The 19,982-nt window shown below is 39.7% G+C and carries 12 protein-coding genes; 10 read left to right on the top strand and 2 right to left on the bottom strand.

Annotation, left to right across the window (positions count from 1 at the left end; genetic code table 11):
• The first annotated feature begins 10 nt into the window (after nucleotides 1–10).
• The 9 genes from H6G77_RS10640 (at nucleotide 11) to H6G77_RS10680 (ending at nucleotide 16,411) form a co-directional block, all read left to right on the top strand.
• Complete coding sequence (locus tag H6G77_RS10640) at nucleotides 11–1,243, top strand: DUF4159 domain-containing protein (protein ID WP_190871537.1); 1,233 nt, start codon at nucleotides 11–13, stop codon at nucleotides 1,241–1,243.
• Between the two features lie 70 nt (nucleotides 1,244–1,313).
• On the top strand, nucleotides 1,314–3,482 hold the full coding sequence (locus H6G77_RS10645) for a hypothetical protein (protein WP_190871538.1): 2,169 nt from the start codon (nucleotides 1,314–1,316) through the stop codon (nucleotides 3,480–3,482).
• A 74-nt stretch (nucleotides 3,483–3,556) separates the two neighbouring features.
• On the top strand, nucleotides 3,557–6,289 hold the full coding sequence (locus H6G77_RS10650) for a hypothetical protein (RefSeq protein WP_190871539.1): 2,733 nt from the start codon (nucleotides 3,557–3,559) through the stop codon (nucleotides 6,287–6,289).
• Nucleotides 6,290–6,371: 82 nt separating this feature from the next.
• Nucleotides 6,372–8,714 (top strand): CHAT domain-containing protein, encoded by a 2,343-nt coding sequence (locus H6G77_RS10655; protein ID WP_190871540.1) that lies wholly within the window; start codon nucleotides 6,372–6,374, stop codon nucleotides 8,712–8,714.
• An 85-nt stretch (nucleotides 8,715–8,799) separates the two neighbouring features.
• On the top strand, nucleotides 8,800–10,554 hold the full coding sequence (locus H6G77_RS10660) for a ShlB/FhaC/HecB family hemolysin secretion/activation protein (RefSeq protein WP_190871541.1): 1,755 nt from the start codon (nucleotides 8,800–8,802) through the stop codon (nucleotides 10,552–10,554).
• A 397-nt stretch (nucleotides 10,555–10,951) separates the two neighbouring features.
• Nucleotides 10,952–11,767, top strand: coding sequence for an SDR family oxidoreductase (locus H6G77_RS10665; protein WP_190590514.1), 816 nt, complete (start codon nucleotides 10,952–10,954; stop codon nucleotides 11,765–11,767).
• Between the two features lie 292 nt (nucleotides 11,768–12,059).
• Nucleotides 12,060–13,619, top strand: a complete 1,560-nt coding sequence (locus H6G77_RS10670; protein WP_190871542.1) for a GMC oxidoreductase — start codon at nucleotides 12,060–12,062, stop codon at nucleotides 13,617–13,619.
• Between the two features lie 415 nt (nucleotides 13,620–14,034).
• On the top strand, nucleotides 14,035–15,105 hold the full coding sequence (locus H6G77_RS10675; protein ID WP_190871543.1) for a DMT family transporter: 1,071 nt from the start codon (nucleotides 14,035–14,037) through the stop codon (nucleotides 15,103–15,105).
• Nucleotides 15,106–15,241: 136 nt separating this feature from the next.
• A complete protein-coding gene (locus H6G77_RS10680; protein ID WP_190871544.1) occupies nucleotides 15,242–16,411 on the top strand; it encodes a peptidoglycan-binding protein in 1,170 nt (389 codons plus the stop codon).
• Here the strand turns inward: H6G77_RS10680 and H6G77_RS10685 are convergent.
• Complete coding sequence (locus H6G77_RS10685; protein ID WP_190590510.1) at nucleotides 16,406–16,861, bottom strand: DUF2141 domain-containing protein; 456 nt, start codon at nucleotides 16,859–16,861, stop codon at nucleotides 16,406–16,408. The genes H6G77_RS10680 and H6G77_RS10685 overlap by 6 nt on opposite strands.
• Nucleotides 16,862–17,075: 214 nt before the next feature.
• On the bottom strand, nucleotides 17,076–18,482 hold the full coding sequence (locus H6G77_RS10690; protein ID WP_190871545.1) for an ATP-binding protein: 1,407 nt from the start codon (nucleotides 18,480–18,482) through the stop codon (nucleotides 17,076–17,078).
• A 577-nt stretch (nucleotides 18,483–19,059) separates the two neighbouring features.
• Between H6G77_RS10690 and H6G77_RS10695 the strand changes: the two genes are divergently transcribed.
• Nucleotides 19,060–19,965: an LD-carboxypeptidase gene (locus H6G77_RS10695; protein WP_190590508.1), complete on the top strand. Its 906-nt coding sequence runs from the start codon at nucleotides 19,060–19,062 to the stop codon at nucleotides 19,963–19,965.
• Nucleotides 19,966–19,982 lie beyond the last annotated feature (17 nt).

A 19,982-nucleotide genomic window follows, 5' to 3' on the forward strand; every position in this document is an offset into this window, starting at 1 on the left:
CTCCCTAATTATGGAAATTCACCCCCTAGAACGACTACAAATTCAAGATGGTTTATTAATTAACGCTGAACGGTGGAAGCGATCGCATGATTATCACCGTCAGCGACAAAATATTCATTATCAATCACTTAATGAACCGGGAATAGTTGAAGGTTTGGGTGTGAGTTTGATTCCTGCGCCGAAGGATGTACCATCACAATATAACGATGGGCGATGGTTACAAATTCAGCCAGGAATTGCTATTGATGTGAATGGGAATCCGATTGTGGTTCCGCAACCGATAGACTTTCATATCTCGGCTGATATTACGGAAGAAAAACCCAGATTAATTTATTTAGTTGTGCGTTATGTAGACCCAGATACTTTACAACGCAAACAAGTAAGTGAATTTGAAACAGAAACTTTTCGCATTGATGAAAAAACAACGCCGCCTGATGTGTTTGAGGTGGAGTTATGCCGAATTTTATTACAGCCGGGATTAGTAACTTTAGAAAATCCCCCAGATGTATTTTATCCGAGTTTGAATAGTTTGGATTTTCGTTATCGGAAAATTGCGCGATCGCGTCCAACTGCTGTGGTACGCGCGGCGCATCTTGATAGTCAGGAAACTAAGGAAGGCAGTAGTTTTGCAAATCTCGCTTCTTTATTAAGATATACCGAAAGTCTAACCTGTACCCTTCAAGGAGATGAGCAAATTGCTCGTTTAAGTTTTCCACTTTTAGACCCAACGATAGCAATTAATTATGATTTGCTATTTATTACTGGTAGTGAACCGTTAATTTTAAATGTGCAAGAATTAGCTAATCTCAAAAGCTATCTAGATAGTGGGGGAGTTTTATTAGTAGAAGCGCCTACCGATGCAGTTGATAGATTAGAAAGCGTTTTAGAAATTACTGAAAGTTTAGCCACACCTTTAGAAGATTTACGCCGACTTGATAAACATCATCCATTAAGAACACAACCGTTTTTATTTGCTGCTTTACCAGCTATTAATCAAAAGCCTCTGCAAATTTTAGTTGCAGGTGGCATTGTTTTAGTTATTGGTGATTTATCCCTAGCTTGGGGATTAGATGAAAAATTAACTTTACCACGAGAAACAATTCGCACCGCCCAAGAATTAGGCATTAATATTCTCAATTTTGCTTGGAAGCGTAAGCGAATGACGCAATTACGGCAACAAACTGCGATTCCTGTTTCAAGTAAGCCTGATCCATTAAAAAGCATTTTTAATAAGTTGGAATAATTTTTTAACGCAAAGTATCGCAAAGTTTTAAATACTCAGCACTCAGCACTTTTAACTCAGCACTTTATATATGGCAGTTAATCTCGTTAATACTAAAATTTCTACACAAGTATTGAACTTTCAACCGGGTGGTTCACCAGCTTTTTTTGAAGTGACTGTAGTGAATGAAAGCAATCAGTTCGCTTCTTTTCAAATCGAAATCATTGCGGCTGGTGGTGGTGAAAGTTTGGGGACTAATTGGTACAGTATTAAACCTGCGGTGAGCGCGAAAAATCCACCAGGAGATAGTACAAAATTTGAAGTCACAATTACTAATACACCTGTTGCCGGTTTTATCGGCAAAATGAACTTGATTGTGCGAATTTTTTCGCTAGAATTGCGGGATGAAGACAGACAATTGCTGCGGTTAATAGTTGAAGCAGGTGTTGGTGCTGTACCGATGCAGGTTGAGTTACCAATAAGAGAATTTACAACTCAACCACAGGGAACAATTGAGATTCCAGTACGAGTTTTTAATCCTAGTCAGCTACCTGCGAGTGTTTCTTTAAAACCGATTGGACTTAAACCCCAATGGTTTATTAATGGCGATGAAAAACTATTACCAGTTCCACCAGGCAATAAAGCAGAAACTTCATTTTTATGTCAGTTACCAATTGCTGAAGAAGTACCAAGTCAAGCATATCCTTTTACCATTGAGGCTAATTATCCGAATGGACTTCCATCTAGTAGTCGAGAAGGCGTAGTTAATGTTACTCCAGCAGGGTTTGTTGATTTTCAATGCACACCAGAAAAACAACAAATACCTGCATCTCGTCCTTGGCTACCACAATTAAAAATTAACTATACTACTTACCAACTTGAATGCCAAAATCACAGCAATATAACTCAAAAGGTAAGTATTGAAGTTAAAGAAGATGAGGAAAATAAGCGGAAATGCTTTTGGGATGTTCAGCCAGAATTTGTAGAATTAAATCCGGGAGAAGTTAAGAATTTACAACTATTAATTAGTAAGCGGCGGTGGTGGTTAGGGTGGAAGGAAAAACGGGCATTTAAAGTTAAGGCTATTGTACCAAATAACCGCGTCAATATTAATAATGAGAATCAATATTTACAACTCATTATTCATCCAATTTTACATCCTTGGCTACAGATGGGCTTAGGATGTCTCTTACTATATTTACTTTGGTATATATCATGGTTAAATCCGAATAATCCGTTGTTTGGTCATCGTGATGCTGTGACATTTGTACAGTTTAATGGAGTAGGCGATCGCGCTGTGAGTAGTTCCCAAGACCAAAGTATTATTAGATGGAATATTGCAGGTTTTACTAATCCATTGATTAACCAAGATGATGGCAGAATGGCTAAAAAGATTGGTAAATCTGTGCGAATTGTCCGCTATAAACCTGTGAGTAATGATGTAGTCGCCGCAGGTTTAGAAAACGGAGAAATCCAAATTTGGGATGTACTTGGTGGGACAAAAAAACCAAAAGCAACTTTTTCACTTGAAGGTGAGAAATCAGACCGGGTTTTAAGCTTAGAATTTAGCCAAGATTCTCACTTTTTATTTAGCGGTCATGGTAGTGGTGTAGTGGCGCAATGGGATGTAAATAGCGCATTGTTAGATGATGAGAAAACTATGACTAACCCGATTAATAGTAAGAATTTCAACTTTCCTGTATATGCTCTTGCTACTGTTGGACATGATAAACAAAATTTAGTCATTGCTGGGAGATATAACAATTTAGCTATCTGGAATTTTACCAAAGATAAATTATGGAAAATTCCCTATAATCGCCCAGGTAGCCAAAACGATTATATTGTCAGTATGGATAGTCCTGATTACAAACCACATTTATTAGCAACAGCCGATAATAGGGGACAAATTACATTATGGGATATGAACCAATGTTTAAAAAATAGTAACAATCAATGTCAAATTTTAGAGAAATGGTCTGATGGTCATGGTGAGAAAGCAGTGCGTTCTGTGGCGTTGAGTCGAGATGGTTGTTATTTAGCTAGTGGTGGTGATGATAATCGCGTTATGCTATGGTCTTTAACTCAAGAAGGTAGAAGAATTTCTCCTGTTGGTCAAGAAATACGTAAAGAAAAACAACGATTTAATAGTGTAGATGTGAAAGTTGTGAAGAATAAAATTTTGATTATTAGTGGTAATGATGATCATAAAGTCAGGTTAGATATTAGAGATTTAAATAAAAATGTTGGTTGTAAACAATAATGATGAAAACTAATAGACGTAGTTAAAATCTTTTTTACTTTTACCTTTTTACTTTTAACTTTTTGGGGGTAAACATGACTGCCATAAATTCAAGAACTAGTAATTCCCAACTCGGTTTGAGTATGGCAGATGTGTTACTGTTACCCCTACAGCAGCGCAAAATTGTCCAGTGGTTAATTAAGCATCCTGATAGCGTTACCCTCACCCAAGTCTCAATTCATTTAGATTTAAATCAACAAGCAACTTTAGCTTTATTAGATGAATTAGTTGACGAAGGTTTTGTCCAGCAAATCTTAACTGGTGGTGAGGTGAAATATCGCGTTAATTTGGCAGCAAAACGCGGTATTCAACAACAAAATCTGCAACAAACTCTTGCGCCGGGAAATCCTCTGGCGATTATTTTTAATCCTTCTGGTGATTATGCAGTCCAGGCTGGGGGAAAATTTGACCTGAATGTAACGGTTACTAATAAAGGTCAAGAAAGTGCCTTAATTGATATTTTTATTGATGAATTATCGCCGCAATTAATTCAATGGTGTGATGCACCAAAGCAAAGGTTAGCACTGAGTCCAAATTCTGTGGGTGAGGTGTTATTTGAATTTCAAGTACCTGTAACAGCAATTCCCAGCACTTATAACTATGCAATTGTTGTTGATGCGCCGCTACATTATCCTGAAGATACGCCAATTCGACATGGGGCAAAAATTCAGGTTTTACCAGCAATTGAAACGGTAGTTAGAGTTAGTGACCCAACTTTTAGCTTACTACCTTTAACAAGTTCGCGATCGCCTGCCAAAATTCCCCCAGGCGGAATCTTGCAAGTTAATGTTAATGTCCACAACCGTTCGGATAGGGTAGACAGATTTCGCCTCAGTTGTCTTGATTTACCCGAAGAATGGGTGAGTATCCGCTATCCCGAAGGCTTGGAAACCGCCGGACTTGTCATCCCGAATATGGGTTTGAATCTCAACCCTGGCGAGAAAGGAGAAATCTTACTCCAGTTTCAACCACCACTAGGCGCAAACGCCGGACTTTATTACCCCAGCATCCGCTTGTATTCGGCGAATAATCCCGATTTGATGTTGTTGGATGTAATTTACTGGGAAATTTTACCGTCTTACCTGCTGAATGCAGAAATGCTGATTGTGGTAAATCGAGTGAGACGCAAAGGCGGAACTTTTGAAGTTAAATTCACGAATGCGGGTAATACTGTCAGGGAAATTACTTGTGAGGCGGTTCCTGTCGATGAAGATCAGGTGTGTACTTACGTAACTTCGCCAACGGTTTTACGTGTATTACCAGGGGAAAAAGCTGCAACCCAAGTGACAGTCACACCTGTGAAATGGTGGTATCGTCCCATGTTCGGCGCGGGAAGATTGCTGAATTTTCGCATTGAATTAACAGATCAGCAACAATTCCCTTTACCAAACCCAGCGTTACCGGGAAGCTTAATTTGGGAACCGCGTCCGTGGTGGCAATTTTTACTCGTATTGTTGACGGCTTTAGGAATTATCGGTGCGATCGCATTTTTGATTTGGCTGTGGTTATTCCGTCCCCCAGCAGTTCCTAAAATTTTGCAATTTCTCTCATCCGACGCTACTTATCAAGCATCCAACAATGATTTTATTCGCCTAAGTTGGCAAATTCGCCACCCCAAAAAATTGCAAACTATATCTTTAACTGGCTTATTTGCTGATGGTACGGCGGCGGTACAACCAATAATTTATACCTTTAACGGTAAACTTCCCCAAGAACTACAACCATTTTGTCAAATGGGTGCAGTGTTAACTTGTTCTAATGTACCCACAGATGCGCGTAAACCAGGAGAATATACTTTTCAACTACAAGCATTTGCTAATAATAATCCCGACTTACCAGCCGACACAATTAAAACCAATACGATTAAAATTGTCCCCATTCCCCCACCGCAAATTTTAGAATTTTCCCCAGCACAATCTGTTTACCAAGAAGTTAAACCTAGCACTACCAAAATTAGTCCAGATACCATTCGCCTCAACTGGAAAATTAACGATTTAGATAAAATCAAAGAATTACGAGTAATTGGGCGATCGCTAGAAAATTTAGTCAACAGTCCACTGCAAACTTATAATGTTACTCAAGGCATCCCCGACATTATCAAAGCCTTTTGTAAACAACAAGATAATCAACTAAATTGTCGTAAAATTCCTGCTAACAATCGCGGCGCAGGCGACTATATATTTGAACTGCAAGTATTTACCAAAACCGACACAGATAAACCAAGTATTACTCAAAAAACAGACTTAGTAAAAGTCCAACCTCTACCAAGCAAAATTCTCGAATTTAAAATTGATGGTAACAACCCACTACCAAAATATCCTATAGTAATTAATCCCCTTAAACCTAACAAACCTCTCAACTTATCTTGGAAAGTCGAAGGTAGTAATAACATTAAAGTCGAACTTCTTCCCGCACCCGGAGACATCCCCCGTAACGGTACAATACCTTACCCAGTTAATCAACAACCCGGTAGCGAAACCATCACTTTACAAGTCACTAATTCCACTGGTGAAAAAGTAACTCGTTCCGTCACCATCGAAACTTTTTTACCACCTAATTCCGCAGCCAATCAACCACAACTACCACAATTAGAAGGCGCAAAACCAGAAATTCCCACCCCACCCACACCCCCAACAACCCAACCCCCCGGAACTTCTCCCGGAACCTCACCATCTCCAACCAACAACACCGCACCTAATCCTAACTCTCCCACACCTTCTCAACCAGATAAACTCTCACCCTTAGAACTCCCCCCAGGATTTGATTAAAACTCATCTCTCAATTTCCTCTCTGCGCCTCTGGTTACTGAGCGAAGTCGAAGTATGCGTCTCTGCGTGAGATAAAAAAATCATGAAACCCCATCTATTATTATTAACAATAACTCTCCTCCTCCTCTCCCCCCTTCCCGCCAAACCATTAGACGCACAACAATATCGCGCCAACTTACTCTTAAACCTCGGTAATAGACAACTCACAAACGGACAATTTAAGTCAGCCTTAGCATCCTTACAAGAATCACTCAAACTATATCAAATAACAGGCGATCGCACCGGAGAAGCCACAGCTTTATTTCGCCTCGGTGACGCTTACTTTACTCTCGGTAGATATAGAACTGCGATTAACTATTACAACCAAAGTTTACAACTAACGCAAAATTTTCCTAATCAATCGCTGACAGTACAAATTTTTGAACATCTCAGCAATACATATATTACCCTGGGCGATGAAAAGTTAGCGAAAAAATATCAAACACAAGCCGCAGCACTTAAAAAAGAAATTGGTAATCCCGACAGAGAAGCAGCTTTTTTAGGTAATGTTGGTTTAGATCATGATGCGGCGACTGAGTATAAACAAGCGATTGCTTTTTATTCCCAACAATTTACAACCGCCAAGGATAATAATAACTATCAACTGCAAATTGATTCTTTACAAAACCTCGCTGCAACTTATCGTAAATTAGGGCAATTTACCCAGGCGATCGCAACTTCTCAACAACAGTTAAAATTAGCCCAGCAATTAAATAATAGTACCATCGTCAGTCTGACCTTTAAACAACTAGCCGAAACCTATCAAACTCAAGGTGACTTTCAAGCTGCGATCGCTTTTTATCAACAACAGCTACAACTTACCGATAAAACACAAAAATCTGAAGTCATCCGACAACTAGGACGCGCTTACACTTTTGCCAAAGAATACGAGCAAGCGATCGCATTATATCAAGAACAATTAAACTCTGCTAAAGCAAATAAAGATAATTACACTCAAGGTACAGCTTTAAATAACTTAGCCTTTGTATATCTCAACTCAAACAAATTCGATGAAGCTAAAACGACACTGCAAACAAGTATTAAAACTTGGACATCGTTACGTTTAGATTTAGCTAACACAATTGATTACGCTGCGGAACAAAACAATACCTATCGCTTACTACAACAAGTTTTAATTACCCAAAATCAGCCAGAAGCCGCCTTAGAAATAGCTGAACAAGGCAGTATTATGACATTCTTACAATTAATGGGAATGCGGTTAGCTTCTGAAGCTAAAGATAATAATTTAAAAACTGCACACAAGTCAATTATTTTACCGACAATTATTGATATTCAAAAAATTGCTAAATCACAAAAAGCTACTTTAGTCAAATATTCTATTATTCCTGATGATGGCTTATATATTTGGGTAATTCAGCCAACAGGAAAAATTACCTTCCGCAAGGTCAAACCCACACCAGAAAATACCTTCACTTCCACTAATTCCATTCCTGAAATAGTTGCTAGTGTTCCTAAATACCTGGGTGTGAATAGTCAAGAGAAACAAACCCAAAAGTTTGTCAATCCGTTATTACAATTACATCAACTATTAATTAAACCCATTGCTGATTTATTACCAGAAAATCCACAAGCCCAAATAATTTTTATCCCCCAAGATGAATTATTATTTGTGCCTTTCTCCGCTTTAATTGATATTTCTGGTAAATATTTAATTGAAAAACACCCAATTTCAACTGTACCAGCAATTCAAATCTTGCAGTTAGCTAAAGAACAACGAGGTAGAACAGGCGGAAGTAAAGTTGTGGTTGTGGGTAATCCTACCATGCCAAAAATTTCCCGCGCAATTAATCAAGCACCCCAACCTTTACCACAACTAATAAATTCCGAACAAGAAGCTTTAGCTGTTGCTGATTTATTTAAAACCAAAGCTTTCATTGGTAGTCAAGCAAGTAAAGCCGCAATACTTCCTTTATTACCCAAAGCTAAAATCATTCATTTAGCAACTTATGGTGTATTAGATGATATCAAAAGACAAGGTATACCTGGCGGAGTTGCATTAGCTGGAGAAAATAACGGACTCCTCACCGCCAGCGAAATTCTGAATTTATATAACCAACCAAAAGGTAAACGTTTACGCGCTAGGTTAGCTTTTGTCAGTGCTGGTGAGCCTGGACATGGTAGCATAGGTAACGGCTTACTGGGTTTATCGTTAGCATTGATGACATCGGGCGTACCTAGTGTGATTGTCTCGCAATGGGCAGCACCAGATACACCAACATCTGTGTTAACTACTGAATTTTATCGTCAGTTAAAGCAAAACCCGAATAAAGCCCAAGCATTACAAAAGGCGATGTTAGCCACTATGAAGCAGTACCCTAATCCCAAAGATTGGGCAGGATTTAATTTAATTGGAGAATTACATTAAAAAATAATAAAAAAGATACATAAAATAGCAAAACCAGAAACAATAAATCTTACATAGGAGTGATTTTTTATAACCAAAATTTAAAATGTCTAATTTAAAATCTACCGTTTATTTTGGGTCATTCAAAAAACACATACATTGGCTATCTATCAGCCTGATTTTTAGTTGTGCTTGTGTTATTTTAGCTTCGCCATCCTTAGCACAAGCACCAAATCCCCAAGGAAACCCCAATCAAGACCGCTTTCCCCAGCCAGGAACAACGCCAGAACCCTTACCGCCAGAATCACAACCCCCTATACAACCAACACCAACCCCAACGCCGGAAACTCCACCCCCAGAAAGTTCGCAAACGATAAAAGTAGAGAAAATCAATGTTACCGGGAGTACAATTTTCCCTCCAGAGAGATTCCAATCAATTATTCAGACTTTAGAAGGGCGGGAAGTCACAGTTGAAGAACTACGTAAAGCGGCGGATGCTATCACCCAACTGTACCTTAACCAAGGCTACATTACTTCTAGGGCAATTTTGGTAGACCAAACCGTTAACAATGGAATAGTAGAAATTCGCGTCATTGAAGGGACAATCGAAAAAATCGAAATTCAAGGTACAAAACGGTTAAATCCTGAATATGTGCGTAGTCGTGTAGCATTAGGTACAGGTAAACCGCTTTTAACTGCTGCATTAGAAGACCAATTAAGATTACTCCGGGCTGATCCTTTATTTTCTAACGTTGAAGCTAGTTTAAGGGCGGGTAGTGGTGTTGGTCAAAGTATTTTGATAGTGCGTGTTACGGAAGCACAACCCTTTAATGCAGCTTTGACTGTTGATAATTATTCTCCTCCTAGCATTGGTTCGGAAAGATTGGGTGTGAATGCTAGTTACCGCAACCTCTCTGGGCTGGGCGATGAATTTAGTGCGGCTTATTATTTAACCACTAGGGGAGGCGCAAATATTTTTGATTTTAATTATCGCCTACCACTGAACCCGATGGATGGGACTTTACAACTGCGAACCTCATTCAATGATACGAATGTTGTCGAAGAACCATTTGCGGGTTTCGATATCAGAGGAGAATCTCAACTCTACGAAATTAGTTTTAGACAACCACTAATTAGAACACCCCGTGAAGAATTTGCCTTATCTTTAGGTTTTGCGGTGCAGAATGGTCAAACCTTTACCTTTGCAGGGCCGACACCCTTTGGTTTTGGGCCAGATGACGACGGGAACAGTCGCACCCGTGTAATTAAGTTTGGTCAAGATTATGTGGTGCGGGATCTAAATGGTGCTTGGGCATTGCGATCGCTATTTAGTTTCGGTCTTGGTATATTTGATGCTACCAGCAATCCCAGCCCTATCCCCGACGGACAGTTTTTTAGCTGGTTAGCACAAGCCCAACGAGTCCAACGCCTGAGTACAGATAGTGTATTAGTCGCCCAAGCAGAATTACAACTAACCCCCAATGCTTTGTTACCCGCCCAGCAATTTGTAGTCGGTGGTGGTCAGTCAGTACGCGGTTATCGTCAAAACGTCCGCGCTGGTGATAACGGTGTGCGCCTCACCGTCGAAAACCGCCTGACAGTTCAACGCGATGCGTCTGGTAATTCCACACTGCAAGTTTCGCCTTTCTTTGATATGGCTTATGTCTGGAATGTGGATGATAATCCAAATACCTTACAACAACAAAAATTCATTGCCGGTATTGGACTGGGCGTATTATTTCAACCCATACCACAGCTTGATATCAAACTTGATTATGGGTATCCTTTGATAGACCTAGATGACCGGGGAAGCAACGCCCAAGATGATGGTTTTTACTTCAGTGTTGGCTATCGGTTGTAGAGGCTAGACATCCTCAGCACGTAGCCCTCAGACTGAAGTCTGGGGCTATACAAACTAAACCCGCCTACGCGGGTTCAAAACACAATTATTTTCTAAAGAAAAAATAAAAATTGCGATCGCAATTTTTAAAATATAGTAAATTAAAAATTAATCTCCTGTATAAAGTCATTTCAAGTTAAAATTCAACAGGGGTTGCGCTACATTTAAAACCTGAAAAACTAGTATTTCAGCATTATTAATCATCGAAAAAAGTGTTCTATAAAACAAAATTGAGTCTTAAATTATCAGCTTGCAAAAATTGATCGCAGGTTGCCAAATTGTTGTCAAGGTCAAATATCTACTACGTCTCATTAGCAACAAACAACTTTAACAATTCACCTTATTCCTCAGAATTGATATGACATCAATAGCGGGTAAAACAGTACTTTTAACCGGAGCATCGGGTGGTATTGGTTCATTTATTGCGCGTGCTTTAGTAAAAGAGAAAGCGACCATCATTGCTGTTTCTCGTTCCCAAGCAAAGTTGGATGAAATCTGTACAGAAATAGCGGCTTTGGGTGGTAGAGGAATTGGCATTGAATTTGATATTAGCCAAGTAACAGAATTACCAATTTTATTACATCAAATTAATCAAGTCGCAGGTCAAATTGATATTTTAATTAATAACGCTGCTGTTGAAAAATATCGACCCTTCCAGGACTATACTCTCCAAGATATTCAGTCTATTTTGACCACAAATTTAGTTGCGGGTATGGAATTAACACGCTTGATTTTACCAAGTATGTTAGCGCGAAATAGTGGTCATATTGTGAATATTGCATCTGGTTCTGGTAAAAAAGGAATGCCATACAACAGTATTTATTCAGCTAGTAAAGCAGGTTTGATTATGTGGACTGATGCTTTACGCCAAGAGTTAGCTGAGACAAATGTTGGTGTGTCGGTAGTTTGTCCTGGATATACGGAAACGGGGATGTTTTCAGCTTTGGGAGTACCTGCGCCTAGTTTAGCCCGTGTTGCACCACCACAAGAAGTTGCGATCGCAATTTTAAACGCCATCAAGCAAAATCAAGCCGAAGTAATTTTAGATGGCTTTGTTTCCAAACTTTTATTTTCTAATTTCCAGCTTTTTCCCAAATTTGGTGACTTAGTTTTTAAATGGATAGGTGTCACTAAACTCAACAAAACTTGTGCTGAAAAGCAAATGCGAGTTTGATAAAAGCATTCAGAAGTCAGGAGTCAGAATTAAATTCTATATAACTGTCGGATAAATAAACGGTGAAACATCATAGTAAATCTGCGATTTACTGGTCTTAAATTAGTGAAGAGTCTTACCTATGACTTACGCAATAACTCTCTCAGATTCTTATAGCTTCGTGTCCTTTGCGCCCTTTGCGGTTCGTTTTTTCATAATCTTGCGTAAGTCCTGTTACCCTTCGACAATCTCAGGGCATCGTTCCTAAATTCTAACTTCTCCATTCTTATTTAATTAACAGGTTTAAATATCAATGTCGAATAATCATTATGATTTTATCATCATCGGCACTGGGGCTGGTGGTGGAACTTTAGCATACAAGTTAGCCCCTAGCGGTAAGAAAATTTTAGTTTTAGAACAAGGTACTTTCTTACCTAGAGAAAAGAATAACTGGGACACAAAACAAGTATTGCAAAAAAGCTACTACCGTACTAACGATATTTGGTATGACCAAGAAAATAAACAAATCAATCCAGCCGCACATTATTATGTAGGTGGTAATACAAAATTTTATGGCGGTGCGTTGTTTAGATTACGCGAACGAGACTTTGAAGAAGTAATTCATCAAGGCGGAATTTCCCCTGCATGGCCATTAAGATATAAAGACTTTGCCCCTTATTACGACCAAGCAGAAAAACTTTACGAAGTACATGGAAATCGCGGTTTAGACCCGACAGAACCAGCAACCAATTGTGATTATCCCTTTCCTGCTATTAGTCATGAACCTTATGTTCAAGAACTATATTTAGGACTAAAAAATCAAGGTTTACATCCATTTTATTTACCTCTCGCCATTAAACTCAACGAAGTCAACCGTCATTTAAGTGCTTGCATTCGTTGTGATACTTGTGATGGTTTTCCCTGCATGGTTCATGCTAAAGGTGATGCGGAAGTTAATGGGATGCGTCCAGCGATCGCCTATAATAATGTCAAACTAATTACTCAAGCCAAAGTTGTTCGCTTACACACTAGCGCATCAGGACAAGAAATCACAAAAGTAGAAGCAGAAATTCAAGGACAGCCGCAAATCTTTTCTGGCAATATTGTGATTGTGGCTGGAGGTGCAATTAATTCTGCCGCATTATTACTCAAATCTGCTAACGATAAACACCCCCAAGGTTTAGCTAATAGTTCACAACTTGTAGGGCGAAATTATATGGTACATAATTGTGCAGTCGTTATGACTTTAAGCACAAAACCAAACCAAACAATTTTCCCTAAAACTTTAGCACTAACTGATTTTTATTGGGGCGAACATGATTTTCCCTATCCAATGGGTAGCATCCAATCACTGGGTAACATCCATAAAGATAGAATTATTGCCTATGGGCCGCCATTAATGCCCAATATTGTTGCCGAAAAAATAGCGAATCATTCTCTAGCTTGGTGGGTAATGAATGAAGATTTACCTGATGCAAATAATCGGATATCTGTGCAAGGCGATAAAATTGTGATTAACTATCAAAATAACAATCAAATAGCTTTTAATCGCTTAATTCAACGCTGGATTAAAACTTTAAAATCCCTTGACCAAGCTACAGAAAATCAGCATTTTTCATTACATATCACTCAACATCTCGGCTTAGATGCTGTTGGTCATCAATGCGGTACTTGTCGTTTTGGTGAAAATCCCCAAACCTCTGTCTTAGATATTAATTGCCGTACCCACGATATTGATAATCTCTATGTTGTTGATGGCAGCTTTTTCCCTTCTAGTGCTGCTGTTAACCCATCTCTCACAATTATGGCTAATGCTTTGCGCGTAGGCGAACATTTATTAGGAAGAAGTAAGGGAGTAGGGAGTAGGGAGTAGGGAGTGGGGAGTAAATACTCATTACTCATTAAGTTTCTTTGTGTACTTTGCGTCCTTAGCGGTTCGTTACATCATTCGACGCATCTCCATACAGAATAGGTAATCATTACTCAACTCATCACTCATTACTCCCTACTCCTCACCTCACAAGTGTAGGTTTTTAACAAAGTGATGAGTAGCGACTCTAAAAATCACGATTTAATCAGAGTTCTATCCCCCTCACACCCCTACACCCATACACCCTAAATCAAGGTTTTTGGAACATAACGTAAAAAACCTACACCTGTCAGCTACTCCCCACTCCCAACTCCCAACTCACCAAACCTAAGTATTATTTCCTTCACAAAAAGACACAATTGGGTAGAATTGGTTAAAGCCATCTCTGCTCATCTGAACTAAAGGTCTCAGCAAATCCATGCAACTGAAACTCAGTGCATCTCGTCTACCCTTCGCACCTCTGTTGTTAATTGCGCCGTTTTTCCTCTGGGGAACAGCAATGGTCGCTATGAAAGGTGTTATTCCCCACACCACACCACTATTCATGGCGGGTGTGCGCTTGTTACCAGCCGGAGTGTTAATTTTGGTCGCAGCCGCACTGATGGGTAGACCCCAGCCACAGGGTTGGAAAGCCTGGTTATGGATTTCTTTATTTGGGTTGGTTGATGGGACGTTATTCCAAGGCTTTTTAGCAGAGGGTTTGGTGCGAACCAGTGCCGGGTTAGGATCGGTGATGATTGATTCCCAACCTTTAGCAGTGGCTTTATTATCGCTGTGGCTATTTCAAGAACATATTGGTTTTTGGGGATGGTTAGGACTGGGTTTAGGAGTCACAGGTATTAGCTTAATTGGCTTACCGGATGAGTGGATTTTTCATTTGCTGGGTACGCAAGGAAATATCACCATTGGTAATTGGCAAGATTTATTTGCTAGTGGTGAATGGTTAATGCTGTTAGCGGCGCTGTCGATGGCTATTGGGACAGTGTTAATTAGATTTGTGACACGTTATGCTGACCCGGTAAGTGCTACTGGCTGGCACATGATTATTGGTGGTTTGCCATTGTGGGGAGTGTCGGCTTTAACAGAATCTCAGCAATGGCAGAATATTGTCACACCCGATTGGCTGGCGTTGGGATATGCCACAGTATTTGGTAGTGCGATCGCTTATGCTTTATTCTTTTATTTTGCTTCTAGTGGTAGTTTAACTAGCCTCAGCTCCCTGACGTTTCTCACACCAGTCTTTGCCCTACTATTTGGTAATCTCTTCCTCTCTGAAATTCTCAGTCCGTTGCAATGGATAGGCGTTGCGCTAACATTAATCAGCATCTACCTAATTAATCAGCGAGATAACCTAGCCGGACAAAAGCAAACTCTCAATGTCACCGAAACAACTACGACACAACAGCCACAAGTTTTAGAAGTATCATCAAAAAAGCTCAATTCCGTTTCTCTCAAGGTGAGAGAACCTGAAGCGGAAACTTTACCCTAATTTGTTTACATAGCTCAAGTACTGGGGAAGAATAAATAATCACAAAAGTCTGTTAACCATACTTAACATTTAGACATAATAGAGGCTATTGTGGTATGGATAATTTCAAAATTACCTTCAGGCTAAAGCTTGCAATATGAGGCGATGTCCTTCCTCTATCCTGGTATTCATCTGGTTGACTAGTCTGGGTTTTTACCCCAACCGTCCAAGTACAGCCACATCTAACCCTACATACCCAAAAATTGCCCAATTCAATTCCCCTCAGCCCACCAAGCAGGCGGTTTTGACACTGGGTAGTCAGGGGCTGGAAGTACAAAAATTACAATCTCAATTGCAAGGTTTAGGGCTTTACAAAGGGGCGATAGATGGAGCTTACGGTTCTAGTACCCAACTGGCTGTATCTCAATTTCAAAAAACCAAGGTTTTAAAAAGAACAGATGGCGTTGCTGACCAAACAACTCAGATGAGTCTGAAATATGCCACTGTTTCACAAAATCCGTTTCCCACTTCGCCAATTGTGGCATCACCCACCCCAGATACTCAACCTAAGCCTCCAGCCAAGTCCAAGAAAAAAGATTTTATTTGGTGGTCATTGCTCGGAGTGGGAATTTTTGGCAGTCTTGGGTTACTGCTGTTTTTCTTAAAAAGGTTGCGTCAGTCCAAGCAAGCCCAACTACCAGAAGACTCTCCACTACCCGCCTTGAGTCCAGCAGATGAAGAGTCAGTTCCTGAACCACCGCCAGAATTGGAAAGCTCAACAACTACTCCAGAAACTACCGCACCAGAAACGACATCAGCAGTACCAGCAGCAATTATCCCAGTCGAAAAAACTTCTCGTTTAGCCAAGCTGAATATTGTTGATGAATTAATTAAAGATTTACACAGCAGCGACCCAACCAAGCGGCGCAAAGCAATTTGGGACTTAGGACAGCAAGGTGATTCTCGCGCTATTCAACCTTTAGTAGACTTAATGATTGATGCTGACTCTCAGCAACGCAGCTTAATTTTGGCGGCGTTGTCCGAAATTAGCACCCGTGTTCTTAAACCAATTAACCGGGCTTTGGCTGTCTCTTTGCAAGATGACAGTCCCCAAGTAAGACAAAACGCCATCCGTGACTTAACCCGTGTCTACGATACGATGGCGCAAATGAGTCAGATATTAAGCCACGCTCTCGAAGATCCAGATGCAGAAGTACAAGCAACCGCAAAGTATGCGTTAACTCAGATGAAGCGAATGCGTGGCTTGGCGGTTCAACCAAATCTACCAGAAGATGTTCCAAAAGATTCTGGGAAATCAGGCTTATAAATATTTCAGATAAATTTTGATATCTGTATTCGCACCTGCAACTAGAACCGCCGCTTCATCAAATTTGGGCGCTCGATTACGAATTTCTGGGTTTTGCGAAAATCCAAAACCTTCCAGGGGAAAACCTATGTCACTGCGATTTACAGTAAAATCGTTATTTTCATCGTGCATCACAGCGACGGCATAGTTACCTGCTTTTAAGTTGCTAAAAGTGATGGTGACAGATTTTTCTGTGATTTTAGTACATTGTCTTTCTAAAACGCGATCGCGATCGCTCGGAAATCCTTGACTACTGGCAAATATACTGGCGCAAACTTGCCCCTCTGTATTTTTTAAGCCATCAATTTCTACAGTGAGATTCCCGTTAAAACTAGCCCTAGCCATCAATGGCAAAGCCAAATTTCCCAAAGCTGCAAGCACGACGAGGCTAACTTTCAATTTTTTGCTCATAAAATTTTTTTCAAAAGAACAAATATGACTACTGTGATGAGTACGTGCAGAGTTATACTGCCATGATTTGATTAAGATTGGCAAGTATGTATAGGAATCCGGTTTGATTTCTGAATTTATTTGTGTAGGTAGGGAATAGGGAATAGGGAGTTGGGAGTAGGAAATAAGCCTGATCTGAGTGTACTGAGTTTTTTTCCCAAATCAAATACGAGTCCTATATGTTATGTTTCACATCTGATGACAGTCGTACAGGGATTTGAATGATAAATTCAGTTCCTTTGCCTATTGTAGATAAACACTGTAATTGTCCACCATGCTTTTCCACAACAATTTGGTAGCTAATCGATAATCCTAAACCTGTACCTTTACCAACTGGTTTAGTCGTAAAAAATGGGTCGAATAAATGTTTTTGGATTTCTTCAGGAATCCCTGTACCATTATCAATTATCCGAATGTTGACTTGATGATCATCAGTCAATTCTGTACGAATCCAAATAGCTGGTTTGTTTAATAAGCTAGAATTGTGAGAATTTAATTCTGAATTTTTGACAATTGCCTCTTGTATTGCATCAATAGCATTAGACAAAATATTCATAAAAACCTGATTGAGTAGTCCAGCGTAACACTCTATGGGTGGAATTTGACCATACTCTTTGATAATGCTAATTTGTTTACCATTGATTTCTTCTTTGAGGCGACTAGATAAAATTAACAGTGTACTATCAATCCCTTCATGAATATCAACTATTTTTTTCTCAGCTTCATCAAGGCGAGAAAAATTGCGTAAAGATTGGACAATTTGCCGAATGCGATCGCAACCTAATTTCATTGATACCAACAAATTTGGAAAATCAGATGCAATATACTCTAAATCTATATCGGAAATCTTATGTTTAATTTTTTTGGCTGGCTCTGGATACTTTTGTTGATACAAACAAATTAGTTCCAGTAAATCTTGAGTATAACCAACAGCATGAACAAGATTGCCTGCAATAAAGTTGATAGGATTGTTAATTTCGTGAGCGATACCAGCTACTAATTGTCCTAATGCTGCCATTTTTTCATTTTGCAATAAACGAGTATAGTTATTTTGCAAATCTTGAAAACCAGCTTTAGCAAGTTGTGATTGTTCCTCCGCAAACTGGAGATGAGTTAAAGTTAAGGCATAAATTTGAGAATAGGCTAAAAGTAATTGATGAAAATCAATAAGACCATACTTTTCTGATGTAGCTGCTACTAGAATTGGTTCATAAGCAATGTGTAAGGATCTTTGTAATGCTTTCTGAGTCGCTTCTACAACTGTCGTTTCTCCAGGAATCATTAATAAATCTGGCTGAAGAAAGTTATATAAATTTTCAATTGGTCGGCGCGAAAATAATCCAAAACTATAGGGACGGCTCATATTCTCAAAAAACTTTTGCCGCGAAATCATGCCTCGAAAACTTTGGTTTTTAGTCAAAATAATCCCTGGAAGTAAAGGTTCTTGACTAAAAAGTCTAATTAGCTCATCTCCAGGACAATCTAATTCAACCTGAATTTGCCACATTGGTAATTCTTGCAAGGTTGACTCTAATCGCAGATTAAGCTCATGAGTATTTGTCATGCTATGTATAGCAAGCATAAAATCAATCCTTTGCATTTTTGGGTGATATTTCCCAGCTTCGCCCTGAACTATGGTTACAAATTCAGGTACGAAAAAAGCCAGTATTGCCGTATTTAGTTTTCCCAAATTCCGATAATAAATTAAGATTTAAAATTCTGTTAATTTACCTAGTTTTACAGGGCGATCGCTCTGACAGACAAAATCAATCTGAATTTATCATTTCTCTCATGACTCTGTTTTTGTCGTGAAATCCTATGGGACTCATATTTGATTTATGAAAAAAATCAGTACACTCAGATCAGGCTTCTTTCCTACTCCCGACTCCCCATTCCCTACCTACACAAATAAATTCAGAAATCAAACCGGATTCCTATATGAGTGTACATTGTCAAGACTAAAGTAACGCCGTGTGCGACTTTCTCTCAAACCTAACCCCCAACCCCTTCCCTACCAGGGAAGGGGAGCAAGATTCAAAGCCTCTCTCCGTTTCGGGGAGAGGTTTGGAGAGGGGTTTCAAGAATAAGTCGCACATCGCGTAAAGTATATAGTTGGAGTCTTGTGAATTATTGAATTATCACTACTGAAAAATCTATTGATGAAATCAGCAATTGTACCTGCACCCTTAAAACCTGGAGACTTATTGCGTGTAATTGCGCCAAGTGGTGCTTTGCGAGAATTTGATGCTTTTAATCAGAGTATAGAAATTTGGCGATCGCACGGTTATCGTGTGGAAATTAGTCCGAATATTGAGCAAAGTTGGGGCTATCTCGCGGATAAAGACGAAATCCGCCGTCATCAACTAGCCGCAGCTTGGTGTGATCCTGATTGTCGTGGGATTCTCTGCGCTAGAGGTGGTTTTGGTAGCACCCGCATTTTAGAAAGTTGGGATTGGCAGAGTCACTCAACAACGCCAAAATGGTTAATTGGATTTTCGGATATTACGGCTTTGTTGTGGAGCTTGTTTAATGTCGGAATTTCTAGCGTTCATGCGCCTGTATTGACCACATTTGCTAATGAACCAGATTGGTCAAGAGAACGACTATTAAATTGGGTAGCCAGAAAACAGATAAACTCCCTTAAAGGCCGTGGTTGGGGTGGGGGAGTGGTATCGGGAATTTTGCTTCCGGGTAATTTGACAGTTGCAACTCATCTTTTAGGTACACCACTGCAACCTGATTTTACAGATGTGATTTTGGCTTTTGAAGATGTCACCGAAGCACCATATCGGATTGACCGGATGCTAACCCAGTGGCGATTGAGTGGAGTTTTATCTAAAGTGCGGGGAATAGTTCTAGGCGGCTTCACTCGCTGCGAACCTCCCGCCAATGTCCCTAGCTTTAGTGTGGAAGAAGTATTGCGTGATCGCTTGGGTGATTTAGGCATTCCCATTATCTCAGATTTACCCTTTGGTCACGGCGAAGAAAATGCAGCTTTACCAGTGGGTGTAGAAGTCATATTAGACGGCGATCAAGGAATATTGGATGTTGTAGGGAGTAGATAGTAGGTATTCAAAACCCT

The sequence above is a fragment of the Aulosira sp. FACHB-615 genome, from assembly GCF_014698045.1.
Taxonomy (GTDB): Bacteria; Cyanobacteriota; Cyanobacteriia; order Cyanobacteriales; family Nostocaceae; genus Nostoc_B.

Excerpts from the sequence above, each read along its gene's own strand:
- H6G77_RS10690 (WP_190871545.1), bottom strand. The coding sequence starts at position 18,482 with ATGCTTGCTATACATAGCATGACAAATACTCATGAGCTTAATCTGCGA.
- H6G77_RS10670 (WP_190871542.1), top strand. The coding sequence starts at position 12,060 with ATGTCGAATAATCATTATGATTTTATCATCATCGGCACTGGGGCTGGT.
- H6G77_RS10680 (WP_190871544.1), top strand. The coding sequence starts at position 15,242 with ATGAGGCGATGTCCTTCCTCTATCCTGGTATTCATCTGGTTGACTAGT.
- H6G77_RS10675 (WP_190871543.1), top strand. The coding sequence starts at position 14,035 with ATGCAACTGAAACTCAGTGCATCTCGTCTACCCTTCGCACCTCTGTTG.
- H6G77_RS10640 (WP_190871537.1), top strand. The coding sequence starts at position 11 with ATGGAAATTCACCCCCTAGAACGACTACAAATTCAAGATGGTTTATTA.
- H6G77_RS10645 (WP_190871538.1), top strand. The coding sequence starts at position 1,314 with ATGGCAGTTAATCTCGTTAATACTAAAATTTCTACACAAGTATTGAAC.
- H6G77_RS10660 (WP_190871541.1), top strand. The coding sequence starts at position 8,800 with ATGTCTAATTTAAAATCTACCGTTTATTTTGGGTCATTCAAAAAACAC.
- H6G77_RS10685 (WP_190590510.1), bottom strand. The coding sequence starts at position 16,861 with ATGAGCAAAAAATTGAAAGTTAGCCTCGTCGTGCTTGCAGCTTTGGGA.
- H6G77_RS10655 (WP_190871540.1), top strand. The coding sequence starts at position 6,372 with ATGAAACCCCATCTATTATTATTAACAATAACTCTCCTCCTCCTCTCC.
- H6G77_RS10695 (WP_190590508.1), top strand. The coding sequence starts at position 19,060 with ATGAAATCAGCAATTGTACCTGCACCCTTAAAACCTGGAGACTTATTG.
- H6G77_RS10650 (WP_190871539.1), top strand. The coding sequence starts at position 3,557 with ATGACTGCCATAAATTCAAGAACTAGTAATTCCCAACTCGGTTTGAGT.
- H6G77_RS10665 (WP_190590514.1), top strand. The coding sequence starts at position 10,952 with ATGACATCAATAGCGGGTAAAACAGTACTTTTAACCGGAGCATCGGGT.